Annotated in this window: 16 protein-coding genes and 1 tRNA gene; 9 read left to right on the plus strand and 8 right to left on the minus strand. The window is 65.6% G+C overall.

From position 1 onward, the window contains the following. Window positions 1-59 precede the first annotated feature (59 nt). From VFJ08_RS06100 to VFJ08_RS06110, 3 genes are read right to left on the minus strand one after another with little or no spacing between them, the layout of a single operon-like run. Complete coding sequence (locus VFJ08_RS06100) at window positions 60-596, minus strand: asparaginase domain-containing protein (RefSeq protein WP_324996222.1); 537 nt, start codon at window positions 594-596, stop codon at window positions 60-62. Window positions 597-643: 47 nt separating this feature from the next. Next, complete coding sequence (locus tag VFJ08_RS06105) at window positions 644-2,269, minus strand: dihydroxyacetone kinase subunit DhaK (RefSeq protein ID WP_324996224.1); 1,626 nt, start codon at window positions 2,267-2,269, stop codon at window positions 644-646. 33 nt (window positions 2,270-2,302) lie between these two features. After that, entirely contained in the window at window positions 2,303-3,175 is an 873-nt protein-coding gene (locus tag VFJ08_RS06110; protein WP_324996226.1) for an EamA family transporter, read from the minus strand. Between VFJ08_RS06110 and VFJ08_RS06115 the strand changes: the two genes are divergently transcribed. The 7 genes from VFJ08_RS06115 to VFJ08_RS06145 all read left to right on the plus strand — a co-directional run bounded on the left by VFJ08_RS06115 (window position 3,174) and on the right by VFJ08_RS06145 (window position 7,006). Beyond that, on the plus strand, window positions 3,174-3,665 hold the full coding sequence (locus tag VFJ08_RS06115; protein WP_324996229.1) for a DUF6314 family protein: 492 nt from the start codon (window positions 3,174-3,176) through the stop codon (window positions 3,663-3,665). The two genes, VFJ08_RS06110 and VFJ08_RS06115, sit on opposite strands and share 2 nt — an antisense overlap. 279 nt (window positions 3,666-3,944) lie before the next feature. Then, a complete protein-coding gene (locus tag VFJ08_RS06120; RefSeq protein WP_324996231.1) occupies window positions 3,945-4,304 on the plus strand; it encodes a DUF427 domain-containing protein in 360 nt (119 codons plus the stop codon). Between the two features lie 70 nt (window positions 4,305-4,374). Next, window positions 4,375-4,983 (plus strand): rhomboid family intramembrane serine protease, encoded by a 609-nt coding sequence (locus VFJ08_RS06125; protein WP_324996233.1) that lies wholly within the window; start codon window positions 4,375-4,377, stop codon window positions 4,981-4,983. A 1-nt stretch (window position 4,984) separates the two neighbouring features. Next, window positions 4,985-5,197: a hypothetical protein gene (locus VFJ08_RS06130; RefSeq protein ID WP_324996235.1), complete on the plus strand. Its 213-nt coding sequence runs from the start codon at window positions 4,985-4,987 to the stop codon at window positions 5,195-5,197. Between the two features lie 74 nt (window positions 5,198-5,271). Next, window positions 5,272-5,347 (plus strand) — tRNA-Glu (locus VFJ08_RS06135). 233 nt (window positions 5,348-5,580) lie between these two features. Beyond that, window positions 5,581-6,159 (plus strand): hypothetical protein, encoded by a 579-nt coding sequence (locus VFJ08_RS06140; protein ID WP_324996237.1) that lies wholly within the window; start codon window positions 5,581-5,583, stop codon window positions 6,157-6,159. Window positions 6,160-6,214: 55 nt separating this feature from the next. After that, entirely contained in the window at window positions 6,215-7,006 is a 792-nt protein-coding gene (locus VFJ08_RS06145; RefSeq protein WP_324996239.1) for a YrhK family protein, read from the plus strand. 6 nt (window positions 7,007-7,012) lie between these two features. Here the strand turns inward: VFJ08_RS06145 and yccS are convergent, their stop codons facing one another. Further along, the gene (yccS, locus tag VFJ08_RS06150) at window positions 7,013-9,232 is read right to left on the minus strand and encodes a YccS family putative transporter (RefSeq protein ID WP_324996241.1); all 2,220 of its coding nucleotides are present in this window, start codon (window positions 9,230-9,232) and stop codon (window positions 7,013-7,015) included. Window positions 9,233-9,253: 21 nt separating this feature from the next. After that, the gene (locus VFJ08_RS06155) at window positions 9,254-11,404 is read right to left on the minus strand and encodes a putative bifunctional diguanylate cyclase/phosphodiesterase (RefSeq protein WP_324996243.1); all 2,151 of its coding nucleotides are present in this window, start codon (window positions 11,402-11,404) and stop codon (window positions 9,254-9,256) included. A 678-nt stretch (window positions 11,405-12,082) separates the two neighbouring features. Here VFJ08_RS06155 and VFJ08_RS06160 point away from each other — a divergent pair. Then, complete coding sequence (locus VFJ08_RS06160) at window positions 12,083-14,224, plus strand: carboxy terminal-processing peptidase (RefSeq protein ID WP_324996245.1); 2,142 nt, start codon at window positions 12,083-12,085, stop codon at window positions 14,222-14,224. Window positions 14,225-14,305: 81 nt separating this feature from the next. Here the strand turns inward: VFJ08_RS06160 and VFJ08_RS06165 are convergent, their stop codons facing one another. Further along, window positions 14,306-14,728, minus strand: a complete 423-nt coding sequence (locus VFJ08_RS06165; protein WP_324996248.1) for a DUF6789 family protein — start codon at window positions 14,726-14,728, stop codon at window positions 14,306-14,308. A 33-nt stretch (window positions 14,729-14,761) separates the two neighbouring features. Beyond that, window positions 14,762-16,027, minus strand: coding sequence for a BamA/TamA family outer membrane protein (locus tag VFJ08_RS06170; protein ID WP_324996250.1), 1,266 nt, complete (start codon window positions 16,025-16,027; stop codon window positions 14,762-14,764). Window positions 16,028-16,339: 312 nt separating this feature from the next. Here VFJ08_RS06170 and nhaD point away from each other — a divergent pair, with 312 nt between their 5' ends. After that, complete coding sequence (gene nhaD, locus VFJ08_RS06175) at window positions 16,340-17,815, plus strand: sodium:proton antiporter NhaD (protein ID WP_324996252.1); 1,476 nt, start codon at window positions 16,340-16,342, stop codon at window positions 17,813-17,815. Here the strand turns inward: nhaD and VFJ08_RS06180 are convergent. Then, entirely contained in the window at window positions 17,812-18,492 is a 681-nt protein-coding gene (locus VFJ08_RS06180) for a helix-turn-helix transcriptional regulator (protein WP_324996255.1), read from the minus strand. The two genes, nhaD and VFJ08_RS06180, sit on opposite strands and share 4 nt — an antisense overlap. Window positions 18,493-18,599: the final 107 nt, after the last annotated feature.

Here is an 18,599-nt window from a genome sequence, read left to right on the forward strand (position 1 = left end):
CGGCCGCGGGAATGTCCGCGGCCGCTGATACGCAGAACCTTGCGCGCAATCGGTCTGTTTCAAGTGCTTTGTTCGACCAGCGTGAGCCGGTCATAGTCCTTGACGATGCGCCCGGCCGGGATCACCCGGCCGTGGAAAGCGGCATAGACGCCGGGGCCGAGCAGGCGCGCAGCCATCACCGCCTGGGCCACGTTCTGGGCGGCATCGCTGGCGGCCACGCGATACGGGCGCATCGCGCCGGTCAGCACCACCGCGCGGTCCAGCCCGGCCAGGCTCCCGGCGAGCGCCGCGGCGGTTTGGGCCAGGGTATCGGTGCCGTGGGTGATCAGGATCGCGTCGGGCGCGTCATCGACCAGGCAAGCACGCGCGGCGGCCACGATCGCGGCGCGCTCCGCCTCGCCCATATCGAGCGAATCGACCGACATCACCCGCCGCACTTCGATCTGCACGTCGGGCTGGTCCAGCGCGTCGAGCAGGGTTTCGATCACCGGCGCGTCCAGCGTCAGCGTACCGGCGGCCGCGTCGTAGCTCTTCTCGATGGTGCCGCCGGTGGCCAGCAGCACGATACGAAACGGCGAGCGCATATCGACGGTCATGAGTTGATCCGGACGGCGAAACAGAGAAGAAGTCTGGCGCACGGCGCTCAACCGGCCAGCGCCTCGAACACACGGGCCACGGCTTCGGCGCCCGGATCCTTGATGCCGGCGAGCGCCTCGTCGCGAACATAGGCCGACCGGCCGGCCCGGGCGCGGCCCATGTCGGCGGTCGCATCGGCGCCCTCGCGGGCGGCGCGGGCGGCATCGGCCGGCGAGCCGCCGTCGGCCAGCGCTTCGGCCGCCGGCACCAGCGCGTCGAGCATGGTGCGATCGCCCGTTTGAGCCCCGCCGTAGTCCTGCATGCGCCGGATACCGGCCACGATCGCCTCGCCGATCGGCTTGTTCTCGCGCAGGGCGGCAGCGGTCGCGGTGAACAGGATAGAGAGCAGCACGCCGGACGAGCCGCCCATGTCACGCGCGAGCAGATCGCCGATCTCGTCGGCCAGCCGCGCATCCTCGCCGGTGGACAGGCGATCGTCGTCGAGCGCGCCGAGAATGGCGGTGGCGCCGCGATTGAACGCGGTGCCGGTATCGCCGTCGCCGGCGGCGGCGTCGAGATCGTCGAGATCCTCACGGGCGGCGGTCAGGGCCTCGGCCGCGACGCGCAGCCGATCGGCGCGCCCGGCATCGCGGGGCCCGTCGCCGGGCGTCTTGTCTTCGCTGAGCGCCGGCGTAAAGGTTTCGGGCTCGGCCACCGAGGCCAGCCCGGGCCAGCCGATGGCCGACACCGGACTGGCCAGCGCGGCCTGCACCTCGTCGTCGCAAGGCAATAGCGTGATGGAAAAGCCGTGCATGTTCATCGAGGTCATCAGCGCGCCCGGCACGACGGCGGCCCGGGCGCGGCCGCGTGGCAGTCGGCGCAGCACCTCGTCGGTGAGCACGCCCATCTCCTGGGTGGAACAGCCGCCCAGATTGTTGAGCAGCACCACCCATTCGGCGTCGCCGTGGCGCCGATCGGCGGCCTTTAGCAACGGCTCTAGCGCCAGTTCCACCGCCTGCGCGGCATCCCGCGGGGCGACTTCCGACACGCCCGGCTCGTTGTGGATGCCGAGCCCCAGTTCCGGCGAGCGCGGCTCGCGCTTACCGCCGGGCAGCACGGCGCTGGACAGCGACAGACCGATGGAAACCAGCCCGTCGATCGTCTCCTGCGCGCGCTCGGCGACCGTGTCCAGATCGGCGCTGGCGGCGGCGTGGTAGCCGGCGATCTTGTGCACCAGCACCGTGCCGGCCAGTCCGCGCGCGCCGACATCCTCCGGCAGCGAGACATCGTCGGCCACGATCACGGTGCGCACGCTATAGCCTTCGCGGGCGGCGCGCTCGGCGGCCAGACCGAAATTGAGCCGGTCGCCGGTGTAATTCTTGATCACCAGAACACAGCCGGCCGGCCCGGTCACCTCGCGAATCGCGGCCAACACGGCCTCCACGCTCGGCGAGGTGAACAAATCGCCCGCGATCGCCGCGGCCAGCATGCCGCGCCCAACCAGACCGGCGTGCGACGGCTCGTGGCCGGCCCCGCCGCCGGAGACCACCGCCACGCGCCGGCGGTCGAACTCGCGATCCACGATCAGCCGCATGCCCGAGCCGCGCTCACTGATCCGTACCGGCGCGATATGGGCCAGTCCGGACAAGCCGTCGTCGACGACATCATCGGGGGCATTGAAGAAGAAATCCATGACGCGCTCCCAGGCAGGCTTTATCTTTTGATCTTAACAGCGGGCGCCGGCGACGACCGGCCGGGCCCAAGGCCGGTTGAGCGCGAGCGCGGCGCCGATGATCGCCGCCCCGGCCGCCAGCCGCGGTAGATCGGCGTCGTGATTCCAGATGAGCAGATTCACCGCCAGGCCGGCCGGAATGAGGGCGTTGTTCATCACCGCCAGCGTGCCGGCATCCACCCGGGCCACGCCACGGTTCCACGCGTAATAGCCGATACCCGAGGCCGCGATGCCCAGCCACGCCAGCACCGCCCACTGGACCGGCGTATGCGCCAACGCGGTGCGATCGCCGAAGACCGCGAACGACAGCGCGGCCACCGGCCACGCGCCGACGAAGAACCAGCCGAACTGCCGGTGCAAGGGCACCCCGGCGGCCAGACTCGGGGCCAGGCGCCGATAGCCGACCTGACCGATCGCGAAGCACAGATTGGCGCCCTGCATCAGGGCGAAGCCCACCCAGACCTGGTCGCCAACCTGGGTATAGCGGATCACGCCGGCGCCGGCGACCGCCAGCACCGCCGCCAGCAGATAGCGCGGCGCGAAGCGGCCGGCCAGCAGATCGTCGAGCAGCGTAATGTAGATGGGCGTGACGATCGAAAACAGCAGCACCTCGGGCACCGAGATGAACAGAAACGACTGATAGAAAAACAGATACATCAGCCCGATCTGGACCGCGCCGATCGCCATCAGGCCCAGCGCCGCCCGGCTTGGCGTGGCGCGCGGGCGCAGCATCGGGGCGAATACGGCCAGCGCCAGCGTGATCCGGGCCAACACGGCAAAATAGATATCGACCTGGCCGGCCAGATAGACACCGATCAGGCTGAAGGAAAAAGCCCAGAGCACGGTAACGGCAACGAGATAGCGCATGGCGATCGAGGCGGCGGCAGACAACGAAACAGATGACGCGATTATACGAGTATGGCAGCGATTGCCCGGCCTGCGCCGGCTGTCGCTGACAGCCCGGCCCGGCCCCGCCTCGCAAACCGGCTGGCGCGGCGCGGCCACCGCTGACATCGTCGCCGAGGCCGACGGCGACGACTGGCGACTAATCGAGCGCGGCCGGTTTTCTCCGGCGCCGGCGGGGCGTAGCGTGGTATTCGAGAATATCTATCGCTGGCGGCGCGCCGGGGATCGGTTGCAGTTGTATCACGAACGTTTCGGCGCCTCGGCCGCGGTGTTTCTGTTCGAGCTGGTTACCGAAACGGACAGCCGCCTGACCTGCCGGCAACCCCATTTCTGCGGCGATGATGTCTATCGCGGGGCGCTGTCGTTGACCCCGACCGGCTTCGATCTCGACTGGTCGATCAGCGGTCCGCGCAAGGATGAACATCTGTTCTATCGCTATCGCACGGCCTAGGGCCTGTTGCCGCTTCATACGGCCCCCGCGTTGCGCCCCAAATCGTGTCAGCCAAGACGCAGAGCGCCGGCCGCAGTCATTCTGCGGTCAAGCTCTGCAACGCCGGATGGCGCGATTTGGGCCGCAACCCGAAGGGCCGGGGCCATTTTCCCGCAATACAGCGTTGCAGCGCGCTACGGTAGAATGACTACCGTACGCCCGCTGCGCCTTGTCTTGCACCAAAATGGCCGCCGGCGCGGCGTCGTATGAAACGGCAACAGGCCCTTACCGGAAGCTGCCATGCCCGAACGCCAAGACGAATCACGCATTGCCACCATGCCGCTGACTACCCCCGTCAACATAAGCGCCGATACGCGCCTGATCGCGAGCACGCGGCGCGCCGTGCTGCTGGAAGAACGCGGCCACCGGCCGGTGCTGTACGTCCCCCGCGACGACGTGGCGGCCAACGCCCTGATCGAGTCGGCCACGCGCACCCGCTGCCCCTACAAGGGCGAGGCCCGCTATTTTCATGTGACCGCGGGCGGGCAGACATTCACCGACGCCGCCTGGGCCTACGACGCGCCGTTGGCGGCGCTCGAAATCATCGCCGGCCTGGTCGCCTTCAATCATCCGGCGATCCGGGTCGATCAGCTCGACTGAACCCGCGGTTCGATCCGGGCCCTGCGCACCGTATACTCGGGCGCGTTGTGCCCGTTACCCGGAACCCTGCATGTGGGTCACTATTGCCCTGATCGCGGTCACCTGCGCGGTCTCCATCACCTGTTTTTCCGACCAGCGCCTGCTCGACCGGCTGCTGCTGTGGCCGCCGGCGGTCGGTCGCGGTGAATATCACCGGCTGGTGACCAACGCCTTCGTGCACGCCGACGGCGCGCATCTGGCCTTCAACATGATCACGCTGTTCTTCTTCGGCCGCGTGATCGAAGGTTTTTTCGAGCGCTACATCGGTATCGCCGGCTTCGTCGCCTTCTATCTGGCCGCGGCCGTGGTCTCCACCCTGCCGAGCTATCTCCGGCATCGAAACGACTCGCACTATCGCAGCCTCGGCGCCTCGGGCGCGGTCTCGGCGGTACTGTTCGCCTTCATCCTGCTCGCGCCGTGGTCGACGATCTATGTGTTTGTGGTGCCGGTGCCGGCGATTCTCTACGGCGTGGCGTTCACCGCCTACGGGCTCTACGCCGGCCGGCTCGGCCACGATCACATCAATCACAGCGCCCATTTGTGGGGCGCGGCCTTCGGCGTGGTGTTCACCCTGATCATGGAGCCGCGGCTGGGCCCGCTCTTTCTCGCCCACATCACCTCGCCCGGCGCCGGTTACTGACGTGCGCCTTCTGTTCTGGCTGGCCGCGTTCGTCATCGTCGTTCTTCTGCTGCGCGCCCGATGGCAACGCTGGCGGCGGCGGCGTCGCGGCGAGCCGGAGCCGGTGCAACAAGGCCCGCGCACGATCACACTCGTCGTGGTCGCGCTGTTGCTGGTCTACGGCCTGCTCATCGGCTATCGCCTGTTCGTGGGGAACGGGCATCTGTTTTCCTAAGGGCCTGTTGCCGCCGGTTTCGCCGACATCCCTCGCATCGCGGACCCGGCAGGCGTATACTTCGCGCCCGACGCGCTCCCTTCGTCTAGCGGTCCAGGACGTCGCCCTCTCACGGCGAAAACAGGGGTTCGAGTCCCCTAGGGAGCGCCAACTTTTCCCAGTCGGCCAAGCCCAGTCCGCGCGTTGCTGTTTGCCCGTCCCGTGCGCGCAAAACCTGGAACAACGCAAGCGCGGCGGCGTATGATCGATGCCGGCAGTCGCGCCGATCGTGGCCGGGCGTTCATCAACGCCGACATGAGGCTGCCGCGATTTCGAGGGAAAACGCAATGATCACCGGAGTTTCGCACGCTATGCGTGGCCATGTGTGGACCGTCATCGTTGTCATGGCCGTGTCGTTCGTGCCGGGCGTGGCCGGCGCCACCATGGTGTCGTTCACCGGCACGCCGGATTTCATGAACCTGTCGCCGGGCGCTTCGGGCATCGATCGCAACAGCGTGCTGGCCGGTACGATCACCTTCTCCAGCACCTATCACGGCGGCGCGTTCGATGCCCCCGATGTAACGGACATCGATCTGAAGATCGGCCGCCTGGATTTCAGCACCCTGGCCGTACCCGGCAATGCACGTTTGACGGGAACGGCTTCCGACGACAGCGCCGTGCTCGATTCCCTGTTCTATCAGTTGACCCTGCCCCGCTCGAACGAGGCCTGTCCGGGCTGCAGCCTGAATCTCGCACTGGGACAAAGCCCTGGTAGTTTTTCAGCGACCTACAATACGTTGAATCGTGGCAGCGGCATCCTGACGGGCCGCTTCGACACCGACGCGCCGTCCGCGCCGGATGACGACACCGCCATTCCGGAACCGCCGGGCTGGCTGCTGCTGAGTCTGGGGCTGCTGCTGATCGGCTGGGGTGTAAGGCAACGCGGTCTCACAGCGCCGCCGGCCCACATCGAGCGAACATGACGGTCCGTCGCATGATACATCCGCCCGTTTTACCCCCCATGCTCGTGCGCACGCCATGCCGCATCTGATCACCCACCGTCCGCGCGTCACCAATCTGCGTTCGCGCGATGAACGCAGCAACTCCCACAAGGTCTGGGAAACGATCAACGCCTTCAGCTACAAGATCGGCGGACTGACGTTCGTGGCCGGTAGCGTGTTCTATTTTCCGGCGCTGTCGGAATATCTCGCTTACGGCGACTGGCTGTTCTTTATCGGCTCGCTGTTGTATCTGCTGGTAACCGGCCACGATCTGCTCGAAGTGTTCAAGTATTGGCGCACGCACAATACCGATACGTTTGCCGATCATATCGAATTCGTCACCGCCGTGTCGTACGTGCTCGGCTCGGCGCTGTTCACGATCGGCAGCATTTTTTTCCTGCCCGCGCTGGGTACGACGGCGATCGGCAGCTGGTGTTTCATCGTGGGTTCGGCGTTGTTCGTGATCGGCGGTTTCGTCAACATCCTGCAGGTGGTCGAGGCGCCGTCCATGCTCTACATGCAGCTGTTCAACATCACCGTGGCCCAGTTCATCGTGGGCTCGGCGCTGTTCCTGGTGGCCACGATCCCCTATCTCTGGCATCTCGGCGATCCGGCGGAAACACAGATCACGACCCTGGCCGCGGCGCAGTTCCTGTTTGCCAGCGTGCTGTTCTTCACCGGCGGCATCGCGATCTACTACCGCAAGCTGGTGCGCGACAAGCTGGAAGCGTTCTGCCACGCCAGCGGATTCGGCACCATGTTCATCCGCGCGCTGCGCAGCGAGATCCACGACAAGGCCACGCTCGGCAAAAGCCCTGATCCGGGTTGAGCGGCTTCAGCCGCGCGGTATCCAGATATCGGTTGCTTGCCCGGTCAGGCGCGCGCAGATGCGCCGCAGTTCGGGCAGTTCGTCTAGCAGTAGCTGCAACTGACCGGCGACCAGCCGCGTAGTGCCGTCATGCGCCGGGCGCAGCCGCGCCAGATGGTCGTAAATACGGGCCGCGGCCTCGCCGTCGAACGGCGCCGGTTCCGAGCGAATCAGGCCGTGGGCCACGTGATCCAGCGCTTCGGCGATATGGCCGACCGCCTCGTCGAGCGCGGCCGCGTCGTTTTCGGCCAGCTTTTCGCGATGCGCGCCCAACGTCGACAGATGTCCAATCAATGTCTGGGCGCAGGCGAGCACCGCAAGCGCCTCGCGGCTGTCGCTGCGGGCGCCGCGTGGGTCGGCCAGCGCGGTGGCGACGTGCGTGCTGACCGCGGCGTCGGCGTTGTGGGCGTCGCGACGCGCGATACGATAGGCCAGATCGTCGGCACGCCCAACACGGTACTGGTCGAACAGCGCGCGTAGATACGCGGCGTGGGCGAGCAACGCATCGGCCAGCCGATGATGCAGTTCGCGCTCGCGCCAGTCCGGCAGCACCAGCCGCATGACGACGGCCGCCAGCGCGCCGCCGATCACGGTATCGATGAAGCGCGGCCAGATCAGATCGAAGCCGTTGCCGATCTGGTTAAACGAAACCAGCACGAGCACGCTGATGCCGGTGGCGGCAACGAAATAACGACGAAACCGGGCCGCGAAGAAGACCACGCCGGAGGCCACGATCAGCAGCAGTTGAACCTCGGGCGATGGAAACAGCCGCAAAAGCGCCCAGCCGAGCACCAAACCAGCGACGGTGCCGCCGACGCGCTGGAGGAAGCGCGTGCGGGTGGCGCCGTAGTCCGGCTGGCAAACCAGCATGGTGGTCAGAAGAATCCAGTAGCCCTGGGCCGGATGCACGGCCAGCAGCACGAGATAGCCCGCCCACATCGCCAACGCCAGGCGCAGCGCATGACGAAAGCGCGCCGAGGCCGGGTTGAGCTGCACGCGGATACGCCGCCAGATCTCCATCGGCGACTGCGGCAGCGGATTCTGCAGCGCGGTATCGCTGTTCTCGCCGGGTTCGCCGGCGCCCGCCGCACGCCCGGCTAGATCGCGCAGGTTATCGGCGACATCGTCCATGGCGTATAGCAAGGCCGCGCCGGGTGCGTCGGTCATGGTTCGCCGATGCGCGATGGCGGCGTCCAGATCGGCCACGGCGGCCGCGGCGCGGCCGTCGTCCGTGAACGCCTCGTCGTAGCGCAGCGCCGCCGCCCGCGTACGGCAGGCCGCGCCGATAACCCGCAGCAACCGCTGGCAACGGAACATCAGGTCGCTATGGAAGAACGCCTCGGTCAGCGCCTGGTAGGGATAATGCGCGGAGCTGGTGCGCTCGTGAATATCCTGAGCCGCCATATACAGACGTAGATTCCCGGCCATGGCCGAGCGCGAGCGCCGGCCAGCAAGCCGGTCCACCAGCGCCAGACGGGTGTCGTTGAGCGCGCCGACCACCCGCGCATTGGCGTGCGCCAAATCGCTGCGCCGCGCGGCGACATTCAAATCGCGCACCGGCTCGAACAGCCACGACTTGCAGACCAGATAATCGTCGAGCGCGGTGTACAGGCGGGCCAACGACTGACGCACCGGGCGGTGTACGAACACCGCGTTCCACGCCAGGGCGAGCACACCGTACCAGGCCGCGCCGATGACCAGCAGCAACGGCTCAAGCCAGAAGGCCTTGGGCCCACCGGTGTGCTGGGTCACGCCGATCATGGTGTAGACCGACAACAACAACGTGGCATTGCCGATAGTCGCGAAACGCCCGCTCGCCGCGCCCAGCATGATCAGCACGAAGGTGCCCGCCGGCAGCGCCAGCGCGAACGCCCAGGGCATGTCGAGCAGCGCCTCGACCGTGAGCGCGGCCCCGGAAAAACAGATCAGGGTGAGCAGCAACGCCCGGGCCCGGCGACGCCAGCCGTCGTCGGTTTCGGCAATGGCGCTGGCGATCACGCCGAGCATCAGCGGGATCAGCTGATGCGCATCCTCGCGCAATCCGGAATAGACGATCACCCCGAGCAGCGCGACGAACACCCGGATGGCGTCGGCAAAACGATCGAACGTGGTGACGCGTTGCAGACGAAACCAGCGCATGCCGGCCAGTGTAGCGTGCGCCTGATCGCGGGCCATAAACTGCATCATGGGCCGGGCCCTTGAAGGCCTCTAGCCGTATCCGGGCGCCGTTGTCCGCCCCGTCGGCGCCGTGGCTTCCGAGCGCTTGACGCCGCGCTCGCCGAAACGCCCGCCGGTCAACAGCGCGGCGAAGTCTTCGGCCGGCACGGCGCGGCTGAACAAATAGCCCTGCATCTGGTCGCAGCCGAGTTCGGTGACATAGCGCAACTGCTCCTCGGTCTCCACGCCCTCGGCCACGACGCTGAGCCCCAGATTGTGCGCGAGCGTGACGATCGAGCGCACGATAGCGGCCTGTTGCGGCATCGACGCCCCCAATTCGCGGATGAACGAACGGTCGATCTTGAGCTGCTGGATGGGCAGCTTTTCCAGATACGACAGACTCGAGTGGCCGGTGCCGAAATCGTCCAACGCCACATCCACGCCCATGCGCGCGAAGCGCTTGAGAGTGTTGACCGCTTCCAACATGCCCTTGATCGCCACCGACTCGGTGACCTCGAACATCAGCGACTGCGCCTCGATTTGGTAATGATCGAGGTAACGCTGCACCGCGCCCGGCAAGCGCGGATCGCTGACCCGCGCCGCCGACAGATTGACCGAGATCCGCGGCACGCTGAGCCCGTTGTCGCGCCAGCGCCGAATCTGGGCGCACACCATATCGAGCACGGCGCGTTCCAAATCGTCGATCAACCCGCACCGCTCGGCCAGCGGGATAAAGCGGTCCGGCGTGATCAGCCCGCGTTCGGGATCACGCCAGCGCACCAGCGCCTCGGCGCCGCACAACGTGCCGTCGACCGGCCGGTACATGGGCTGGTAATAAACCACGATCGCACCCGAGGCGATCGCCGCGCCCAGTTCGCGCTGGAGGTTGAATTCGTCCTCCGCCCGGCGCGCCATCTCCGGCCGGTAGCCGACATAGTTGTTCTTGCCGTTGCTCTTGGCGTGGTACATCGCGCGATCGGCCGCGGTGATCAGCGCCTGCCCGGTCTCGCCGTGCACGGGGAAGCGAGCCCAACCGATGCTCGCCGACAACCCGGGCGCGGTGCCGCCGGCCTCGCGGATCGCCAGCAGCAGGCGGCGGCCCAACGCGTCGATATCCGCCGCGCCGTCGGCGCCGGCCGCCAGAATAACGAACTCGTCACCGCCCATGCGCGCGACCGTATCGTTATCGCGCATGGTCTCGCACATCGCGCCCGCCACCCGTTCGAGCATCTCGTCGCCGACGCGGTGGCCGAGATTGTCGTTGAGCAGCTTGAACCCGTCGAGATCGATATAGAACAAGGCAAAGCCACTGCCCCGCCGCCGCGCGTACTCGATCTCGCGCGCCAGTCGTTCGTCGAGCAGCTTGCGGTTGGCCAGATCGGTCAGCGCATCATGATGGCTGCTATGGCGCAATTGGTCGTTGGCTTGGCGCAGCGAGGCGACCAGATCCGCGGTCTGGGTCTCGAGCCGGCGATCCAGGGCCGCCACCAGCAGGGCCGCCGCGAGCAGCACCACCGACAGCGAACTGATCAGCAACGCCAGCCAGGTCTTGTCGACCCCGCCCCCGCCCAACCCCTGACTGACGGCCGGGAAATTCGCCGCGGCCATGGCGGCGTAGTGCATGCCCGCGATCGCCACCCCCATGAAGGCCGCGGCGCTCGCCTTCTTGAGCGTGCGTAGCCGACTGCGGATATCGCGCAAGGCGAACGACAGGCCGAGCGCAGCAGCCGAACCGGCCAGCGCGATCAGGGCCGAAAACGCCACCCATAGCGGGTCGTAAACGATACCCGGCTCGATCTCCAGCGCGTACATGCCGGTGTAGTTCATGCTCACGATCGCCAGCGCCATGAAGGCGGCCCCGGCCAGCCAGGTCTTATGATCCAGCCGCGTCTGGCAGGCCAATCGCAGCGCCGCCGCCGACGCCATGACGGCCATCAGCCACGACAACGCCGTGAGCACGGGATCGTAGCTCATACGAATCGGCAGCATCAGCGCGAGCATGCCGATGAAGTGCATCGACCAAATCCCGGAGCCCAGAGCCAGCGCGCCCGCGGCCAGCCAAATCCAAGCATAACGGCGCTGCGCGGCATACACGCGATCGGCGAGATCGAGCGCGGCGTAGCCGGCCAGGATCGCGACGGCGATCGACAACAGGACCAGACCCGGTTGATAGTTTTTAACTAGATAAGCAGCGGCATCCATAGAACGACAGCTCCGGCATCGAAGCGATACACGGCTCATGGCCGCGTGCCGTTTATAATGCAACGCGCGCCCCCTCTCACGCGCTCGATCACAAGATAAGCCGGCGGTCCGTTATCCGAACACTACGTGGTCTTGTCGGCCGCCGATGCCCGCGCACGAAACCTTTAATCATCGGTTTCGCGGCGGCAGTTCTCGAATGCGCGCGAATTCATTGTATACAAATCGACCGAAGCGAGCAGCGCTTTAGATCCGGCGCCGCCGCGCGCCAGCCCGCGAACCAGGCTTTCAGTGTCTTGTAACATGAATTTATTAGCATTTTTCCCGGTCGCCCATTATCGATCCCGGCGTTTTTGATGTCCCGCGAACCCCTCGCTACTGCCGATAACGTACGACGCCGTGCATCCGGCCGCCGCGGCGTATGGCGCTGCGCCGATGAACGATTGGCGTATCGCGCCGTCGCCGTCGTCGATACCGCCGGCGTGCCGGCATTCACGCGTGGCGCGTCCGGGCCGGCGGCCCCGGGCGCGTGCGTATTCCTGCACAAGGCATCGTTCATGTATTGTTGTCGATCGTGCCGATAATTTCGACGATTTTCAGGCGGCGCCGGCACGCCGCTCCAGCCTTCCACGATCCCGTGGCCGCGTTACCGCGGTCGATTCGATAGGACACTTGATTTTCATGCGCAATTTAGCCCTGTTCTTTGTGCTTCTGGCGATGCTGTGCGTCCAGACCGGCTGTGCCGCTTCGGAAAATCAACCGACGCCAATACCGGTGCCGGATGCCGGCGCCGGCCCGGCCAAGGGCTATACCCCGCTGGTGCCGGACAACAATCAGAGCCAAATCGATCAGGAAATCGTGCGCGAGCTGCAAAACAACCACTACAACAAAATCAAGCTCGACAACGCGTTCTCGGAGCAGTTCTTCAAGGCGTACCTCAACGACCTGGACAGCACACACAGCGTGTTTCTGGCCTCGGACGTCGCCCGTCTGAAGAAAAAATACGCCGACGAACTCGACGACCAGCTCAAGAACGGCAACCTGACCGCCGCCTACGACATCTTCAACACCTATCAAAAGCGGCGCATCCAGATCGATCAGTGGGCACTCGATCGGATCGAGCAGGGGCTGGGTTCGCTCGATCTCGACGATCAGGAAATATTCAAGGTCGACCGCGAGAACGCGCCGTGGCCGGCCGGCGCCGAGGCCCGCGAGAGACTCTGGACCAAGCAGCTCGAGAACCAGGTGATCGAACTGCGGCTCAACGATATCGATCCGGCCGAGATCCAGAAGCGGCTGACCCAGCGTTATACCAACGAACTCAAGCAGTTGCGCCAAGCCGAGCCGACCGATGCGTTCTCGGTCTACATGGACGCCTATACCCATAGCTACGACCCGCACACCGACTACTTCTCGCCCCGGCGCTACGAAGACTTCAGCATCAACATGAACCTACAGCTGCAAGGCATCGGCGCCGAGCTGCGCTCGAAGAACGGCTATGCCGAACTGGTGCGTCTGATTCCCGGCGGCCCGGCCGCCAAATCCGGCAAACTCAAGCCGACCGACCGCATCATCGCCGTCGGCCAGGGCAAGAAAGGCGATTTCGTCGACGTGATCGGCATGCGTCTGGATGAAACCGTGCAGTTGATCCGCGGCAAGGCCGGCACGTACGTGCGGCTGCAGATCTCGCCCCAAGACAACGGCCAGACCAAGACGATCACGCTCCAGCGCGCCAAGATCGAGCTCAAGGATCAGGCCGCCAGTTCGCGCGTCATCCATGTCAAGCGAAACGGCACCGACCACAAGATCGGGCTGATCACGCTGCCGTCGTTCTACAACGGCACCTCCGACGACGTAAAGAAACAGCTGATCAAGCTGAAAAAGGACAACGTCGACGGCATCATCCTCGATCTGCGCAACAACGGCGGCGGCGCGCTCGGCGAAGCCATGCATCTGATCGGATTGTTCATGGGGTCCGCTCCGGGCGTGCAAATCAAGGACGCCAGCGGCAATATTCAGGTGCTGGGCGACCGCAACCAGGGCGCGGTCTATTCCGGGCCGCTGGCGGTGATGACCAATCGTTTGTCGGCCTCGGCCTCGGAGATTGTGGCCGGCGCTCTGCAAGATTACGGCCGCGCGCTCATCCTGGGCAGCCGGACCTTCGGCAAGGGCACGGTCCAGACCCTGCTGCCGCTGTCCGCCGGCCAGCTCAAGCTGACCGAGGCCAAGTTCTATCGCGTCACGGGCAAGAGCACACAGGATCGCGGCGTGGTGCCGGACATCACCTATCCGTCGGCGATCGATCCGGATAAGATCGGCGAGTCTTCGCTGCCCAACGCCCTGCCCTACGACACCATTCCGCCGACCGCCTATCCGGAATCGGACGCGATCGGGCACATGCTGCCCACGCTGAAGAAGAACCATCGTCAGCGCGTGGCCGACGATCCGGACTTCCAGTATCTGGTCAACCGGATCAAGCTGGCGCGCCAGGAGAGCAGCCAGGACACGGTATCGCTGGATATCGACAAGCGGCGCCAGGAGCAGCAGCAACTCGATCACCGGATACTGGCTCTGGCCAACGCGCACCGCAAGGCCACGGGCAAGGAGCCGTACAAGGATTACGAGGCGTTCGAAAACGCACAGGACGAGGACGCCGAGGCGGCCAACGGCGACGAAGCCGACCCGGTCGATACCCTGCCCGAGCAGACCCCCGGCGCGACCGGCAGCGACGAAATCGATGCCTACCAGACCGAAAGCGCCAACATCCTGCTCGATCTGATCCATATCTATACGCAGCGGCACGGACAGAAACAAGCCGCCTGACGTGCGCGCCCGGCCCGCGCGTCGCACGCGTGGGCCGGGCGGCGCATCGGATTCAACCGGACAGAGATACCGTTCTTTGCTTCAGCGCTGACCGGTCATCGAGCCATAGCTCGCGCCGAGCACGGCGCCGTAGACCAAGTGAATGGCCAAAGTGAACCCCACCACCGGCCAGCCGATCGCCACACCGAAGAAGCCGATGCCGCCGACCGGCAGGAACAACAGCATCATCGCCAGCCACGCGTATACGCCGAAAACCAAACCGCGTACAACGGCATACCCGCCCGGCAGTCGGCGATAAAACACGGCGAACAACACGCCCCAGATCAGCGAGCCGATCACGAAGTGCCCGATCCAGCCGGTGACCAGTGGGCCACCGAGCAGCCGATGGATGATCTCGATCGTGTTGAAAGCCGACAACCGGTGCGAGAACGCCTTGACGATCATCAGCACCGAAATCGCCACCGTGGCGATGAAGCCGGCCACGATACCCTTGCCTGGATTCATGAGTCTCCCTGCCTGCGCGGCAAAACGCCCAGCTTAAAACGCGTTGCCGAAGGAGAGATAGACGAGCCCCTTACTCTCGCCGGAGAAGCCCACGTCCAATCGGGTCGACAGCGCCTCGCCGAGGGCGATGTGCAGGCCGGCGCCGTAGCTGAATCGGATGTCGTCGGAAAGCCCCGGCGCGACTTCCGGCGTTTCGGCCAGCAGATCGTCGGGCAGTCGCGAACGATCCAGAAAGACCCGCCCGGCGCCGCCGAACAAGGTGCCGTCGAGCCGAACGCGCCAAATATTGTAGAAGTCAAAATCCGCGAGCAACTGCTGATAACCGACGCGCGCGAACACCCGGCTCTGGCCCAGAAAACGATCGGGATAGAAGCCCTCGAGACTGTCGAAACCGCCCAGCGAGGCGAATTCATAGAACGGCAGATCGTCGCCGCTGCCGGTGACATACTGGGCATTGACGCGCACGCCGATCAGATGGGCGGACGATCCGATCGGATGCACATAACTGGCGTCGCCGGTGAAACGCGTATAGTTGAAATCGTTGCCGAGTTCCGGGCCGACGTGGGTGATTTTGCCGATCACGTTCCAGCCCTGCTCCGGCCGGGTCAGATCGCGCTGGGTGTTGTAGATGATCGCCAACGACAGCGGATTGTTGTAACCGCCCTCGATACCGGGCAGATGGCCAAAGGCATCGGTGGTCGAGCGCTTGCCGGGCTCGGGATCGCCGGGGCCGATCGTGATGCGGTCGTAGCCGATGGTGCCGGCCGCCACCCAGTGCGGCGCCAGCCGGCGCGCGAGCGTGAACAACAGCGACGTACCGTGATACTCGTGCTGGCTGAGCGGATCGTCGCCGACGCTGTTGTTACCCAGGCCATAAAAATCGTGCGTCGGGCGCAACTCGTAGTGTAGCCGCACGATACCGATGAAATCGCTGCCGAACACATGCGGCGCGCCCCAAGTCGCGACGAAACTGGTCTCGCCACCGGTCGATTGCGTGGCGCCGATGTCGAGATTCATGTGCGACTCGCCGAAATTGATGTCGCTGAACTTGCCGCCGACGATGAAGCCGACTTCCGGGTCGTAGCCGATCTGCGGCAAGATAGCCACGTTGTGCGACGCGTCGAGTTCCTCGGGCGCTTCCGGATCGCCCGGCCGGGCCGGACCGTCATGCGGCATTGGCGGCGCTTGATTCTCGGCGATCGCCCGGCGCTCGTTGTCGATAACCACGAACTGCGCCACGCTGCGCTCCAGATCGAGAGCCCCGCCGGCATGGGCCGGACCGGCCGCCGCCCACGACAAACCAAGCCCCAGCGCAGCGCATGCGATACGGCTTGTCGCTGTACAACGCTCCATCATCGCCGTATACCCCTCCCTTGCGGCGTGCCGACCGGTACGGCGCGTGCCGTCGGCACAGGCGCTATTTACGTTAGCTTAACAACGGCGAAGCGGATATGGGGAACCTTACGTAGCCATGCCCGGTACGCCGATTCCGCGCACCGGCGAGGCATCGGTTGCGGCGCGCCATTATCCCGTATGCCGGCATCTTGCTAAGCTAACGGGCTTTCATCATGCAGCGGCTCGGCACCGGCGCCGAGCGTCGGGGGAATGTCGATGACCGCAAAGCGTATGTTCCTGGCCTGGGCGCCAGTCGTCGGCGGCTGGCTCCTGCCAATAACCGCCTGGGCGGCCGAGTCGGGCTCGGGCGCCGCCGGCCGCGGTCTCGACTTGACCACGGCCTGGCCGGGGCTGCTGGCGCTGGCGCTGTTCGTGGTCGCCTATGTGCTGGTCGCGCTCGAGGAATATACCGATCTGCGCAAGTCCAAGCCGGTCATTCTGGCCGCCGGGCTGATCTGGATGCTGATCGCGGCCTACGTCCATTTCACCGGGGTTCCGGCCGCGGTGGAAGATGCCCTGACCGAGACCCTGGTCGAGTTCGCCGGGTTGTTTCTGTTTTTGCTGGTGGCGATGACCTACGTCAACGCCATGACCGATCGCCATATCTTCGAGGCGCTACGCACCTGGCTCGCGGCGCGCGGCTATTCCTACCGAAAGCTGTTCTGGATCGTCGGTTTCCTGGCCTTCATCATCTCGCCGGCGATCGACAACCTGACCACGGCTCTGGTGCTTTCGGCCGTGGCGCTGGCCGTGGGCGGCGGCAACAAGCGCTTCATCTCGCTGGCCTGTATCAACATCGTCGTGGGCGCGAACGCCGGCGGCGCCTTCAGCCCGTTCGGCGACATCACCACGCTGATGGTGTGGCAAACCGGGGTTTTGAACTTTTTCGAGTTCTTCCGTTTGTTCGTGCCGGCGCTGGTCAATTTCGTGGTGCCGGCGGCGATCATGCAGTTCGCCGTGCCGTCCGGCGCGCCCGAGGCCAGCGAGGACACGAGCTATGTACGCCGCGGCGGCTATGGCGTGCTGATCGCTTTCGCGGCGACCATCGCCACCGCGGTCATCGGCCACAGCCTGTTCGATCTGCCGCCTTATCTCGGCATGATGCTGGGCCTGGCCTATCTGCAGCTGCTCATGTATTTCCTCATGAAGACGGCGCTGCGCAAGGATCAGGCGCTGGCGGCCTATCGCGAAGCCGACGAAATGACCCCGCCCGAACTGATCCGGCACGAGGAGCGCGGCGACTCCGCCGAGCGTTTCAACGTGTTCGGGCACGTGGCCGAGGCCGAATGGGACACGCTGCTGTTCTTCTACGGCGTGCTGCTGTGCGTCGGCGGGCTGGCGTTTCTCGGTTATCTGTCGGTGCTGGCCAATGCACTGTACGGTCAAATCGGCGCTACCTGGGCCAATACCGCGATCGGCGTGATGTCGGCGATCGTGGACAATATCCCGATCATGGCGGCGGTGATTCAGATGCATCCGTCGATGCCGGACGGTCAATGGCTGCTGGTCACGCTCACCGCCGGTGTCGGCGGCAGCCTGCTGTCGATCGGTTCGGCCGCCGGGGTGGCGCTGATGGGCCAGGCGCGCGGTTACTACACTTTCGTCTCGCACCTGAAATGGAGCTGGGCCGTGGCGCTCGGCTATGCGGCCTCGATCTGGGTCCATATGCTGGTCAACGCCGGTATGTTTTAGAACGGCTCGTCCTCGTCGCCGGGTTCGCCCGGCGGCGCCGGATCGTGCCCCCGGCCGGGCGGCGGATCGGCTTCGAAGCGGCCGGCGCGCAGCGCCATCGCGGTCTCCATCGAGCTCTTGCAGAACGCCAGCACTTGGTTGAACTCGGCTTCGGGCAACTGGCGCACCGCGTCGTTGCCGCGGTAGATGTTCATCCACTTGCGGTCGCGCTCGATCATGGTCGGCAGATGACCGATGCCCCAATCCTCGGCCAGCGCCCATAAACGCGGGTTGAAACCGCGGATCAGGCTGATCAGGAACGGAATCGGGTCGTTGCGGGCCAGCAGCGAGGTCAGCCGCAGGATGAGTTCGAACGAAACGGTGGCGCTGCCCTGCTCCATCGCCTGGAGTACGGTCTTGTCTTCCAGATCGAGCGCTTCGGCCAAGCCGTCGAGCGACAGCCCGGCGGTGGTGCGCGCGTCGTGGATCGCCGCGCCCGCGCGCGTCATCCACGCGCGCTGCTCGGCCGACAGGCGCTTGCGCTGGCTCCGGTCGAGAATGAGAGTGGAGCCGATACGCAGCGTCAGCCCGCCGACACGGCCGGCCAGCGCGCCGACCGCCTGGCGTGACAGATTGAAAGTCAGGCTGGACACCTGATCAAACAGTCGGGCCCGTGTCGAATCCTCTGCTCGGCCCATGTTCGCCTCCTGCGATCCCTATCCGTCAAGGTAGTTGTCGCCGGCCGCCTCGTGGTCGAGACGGCCGCTCTCCGAGCATACCGCGATTCGGCGGCCGGCCTCGATCG

The sequence above is a fragment of the Salinisphaera sp. genome (genome assembly GCF_035690525.1).
GTDB lineage: Bacteria > Pseudomonadota > Gammaproteobacteria > Nevskiales > Salinisphaeraceae > Salinisphaera.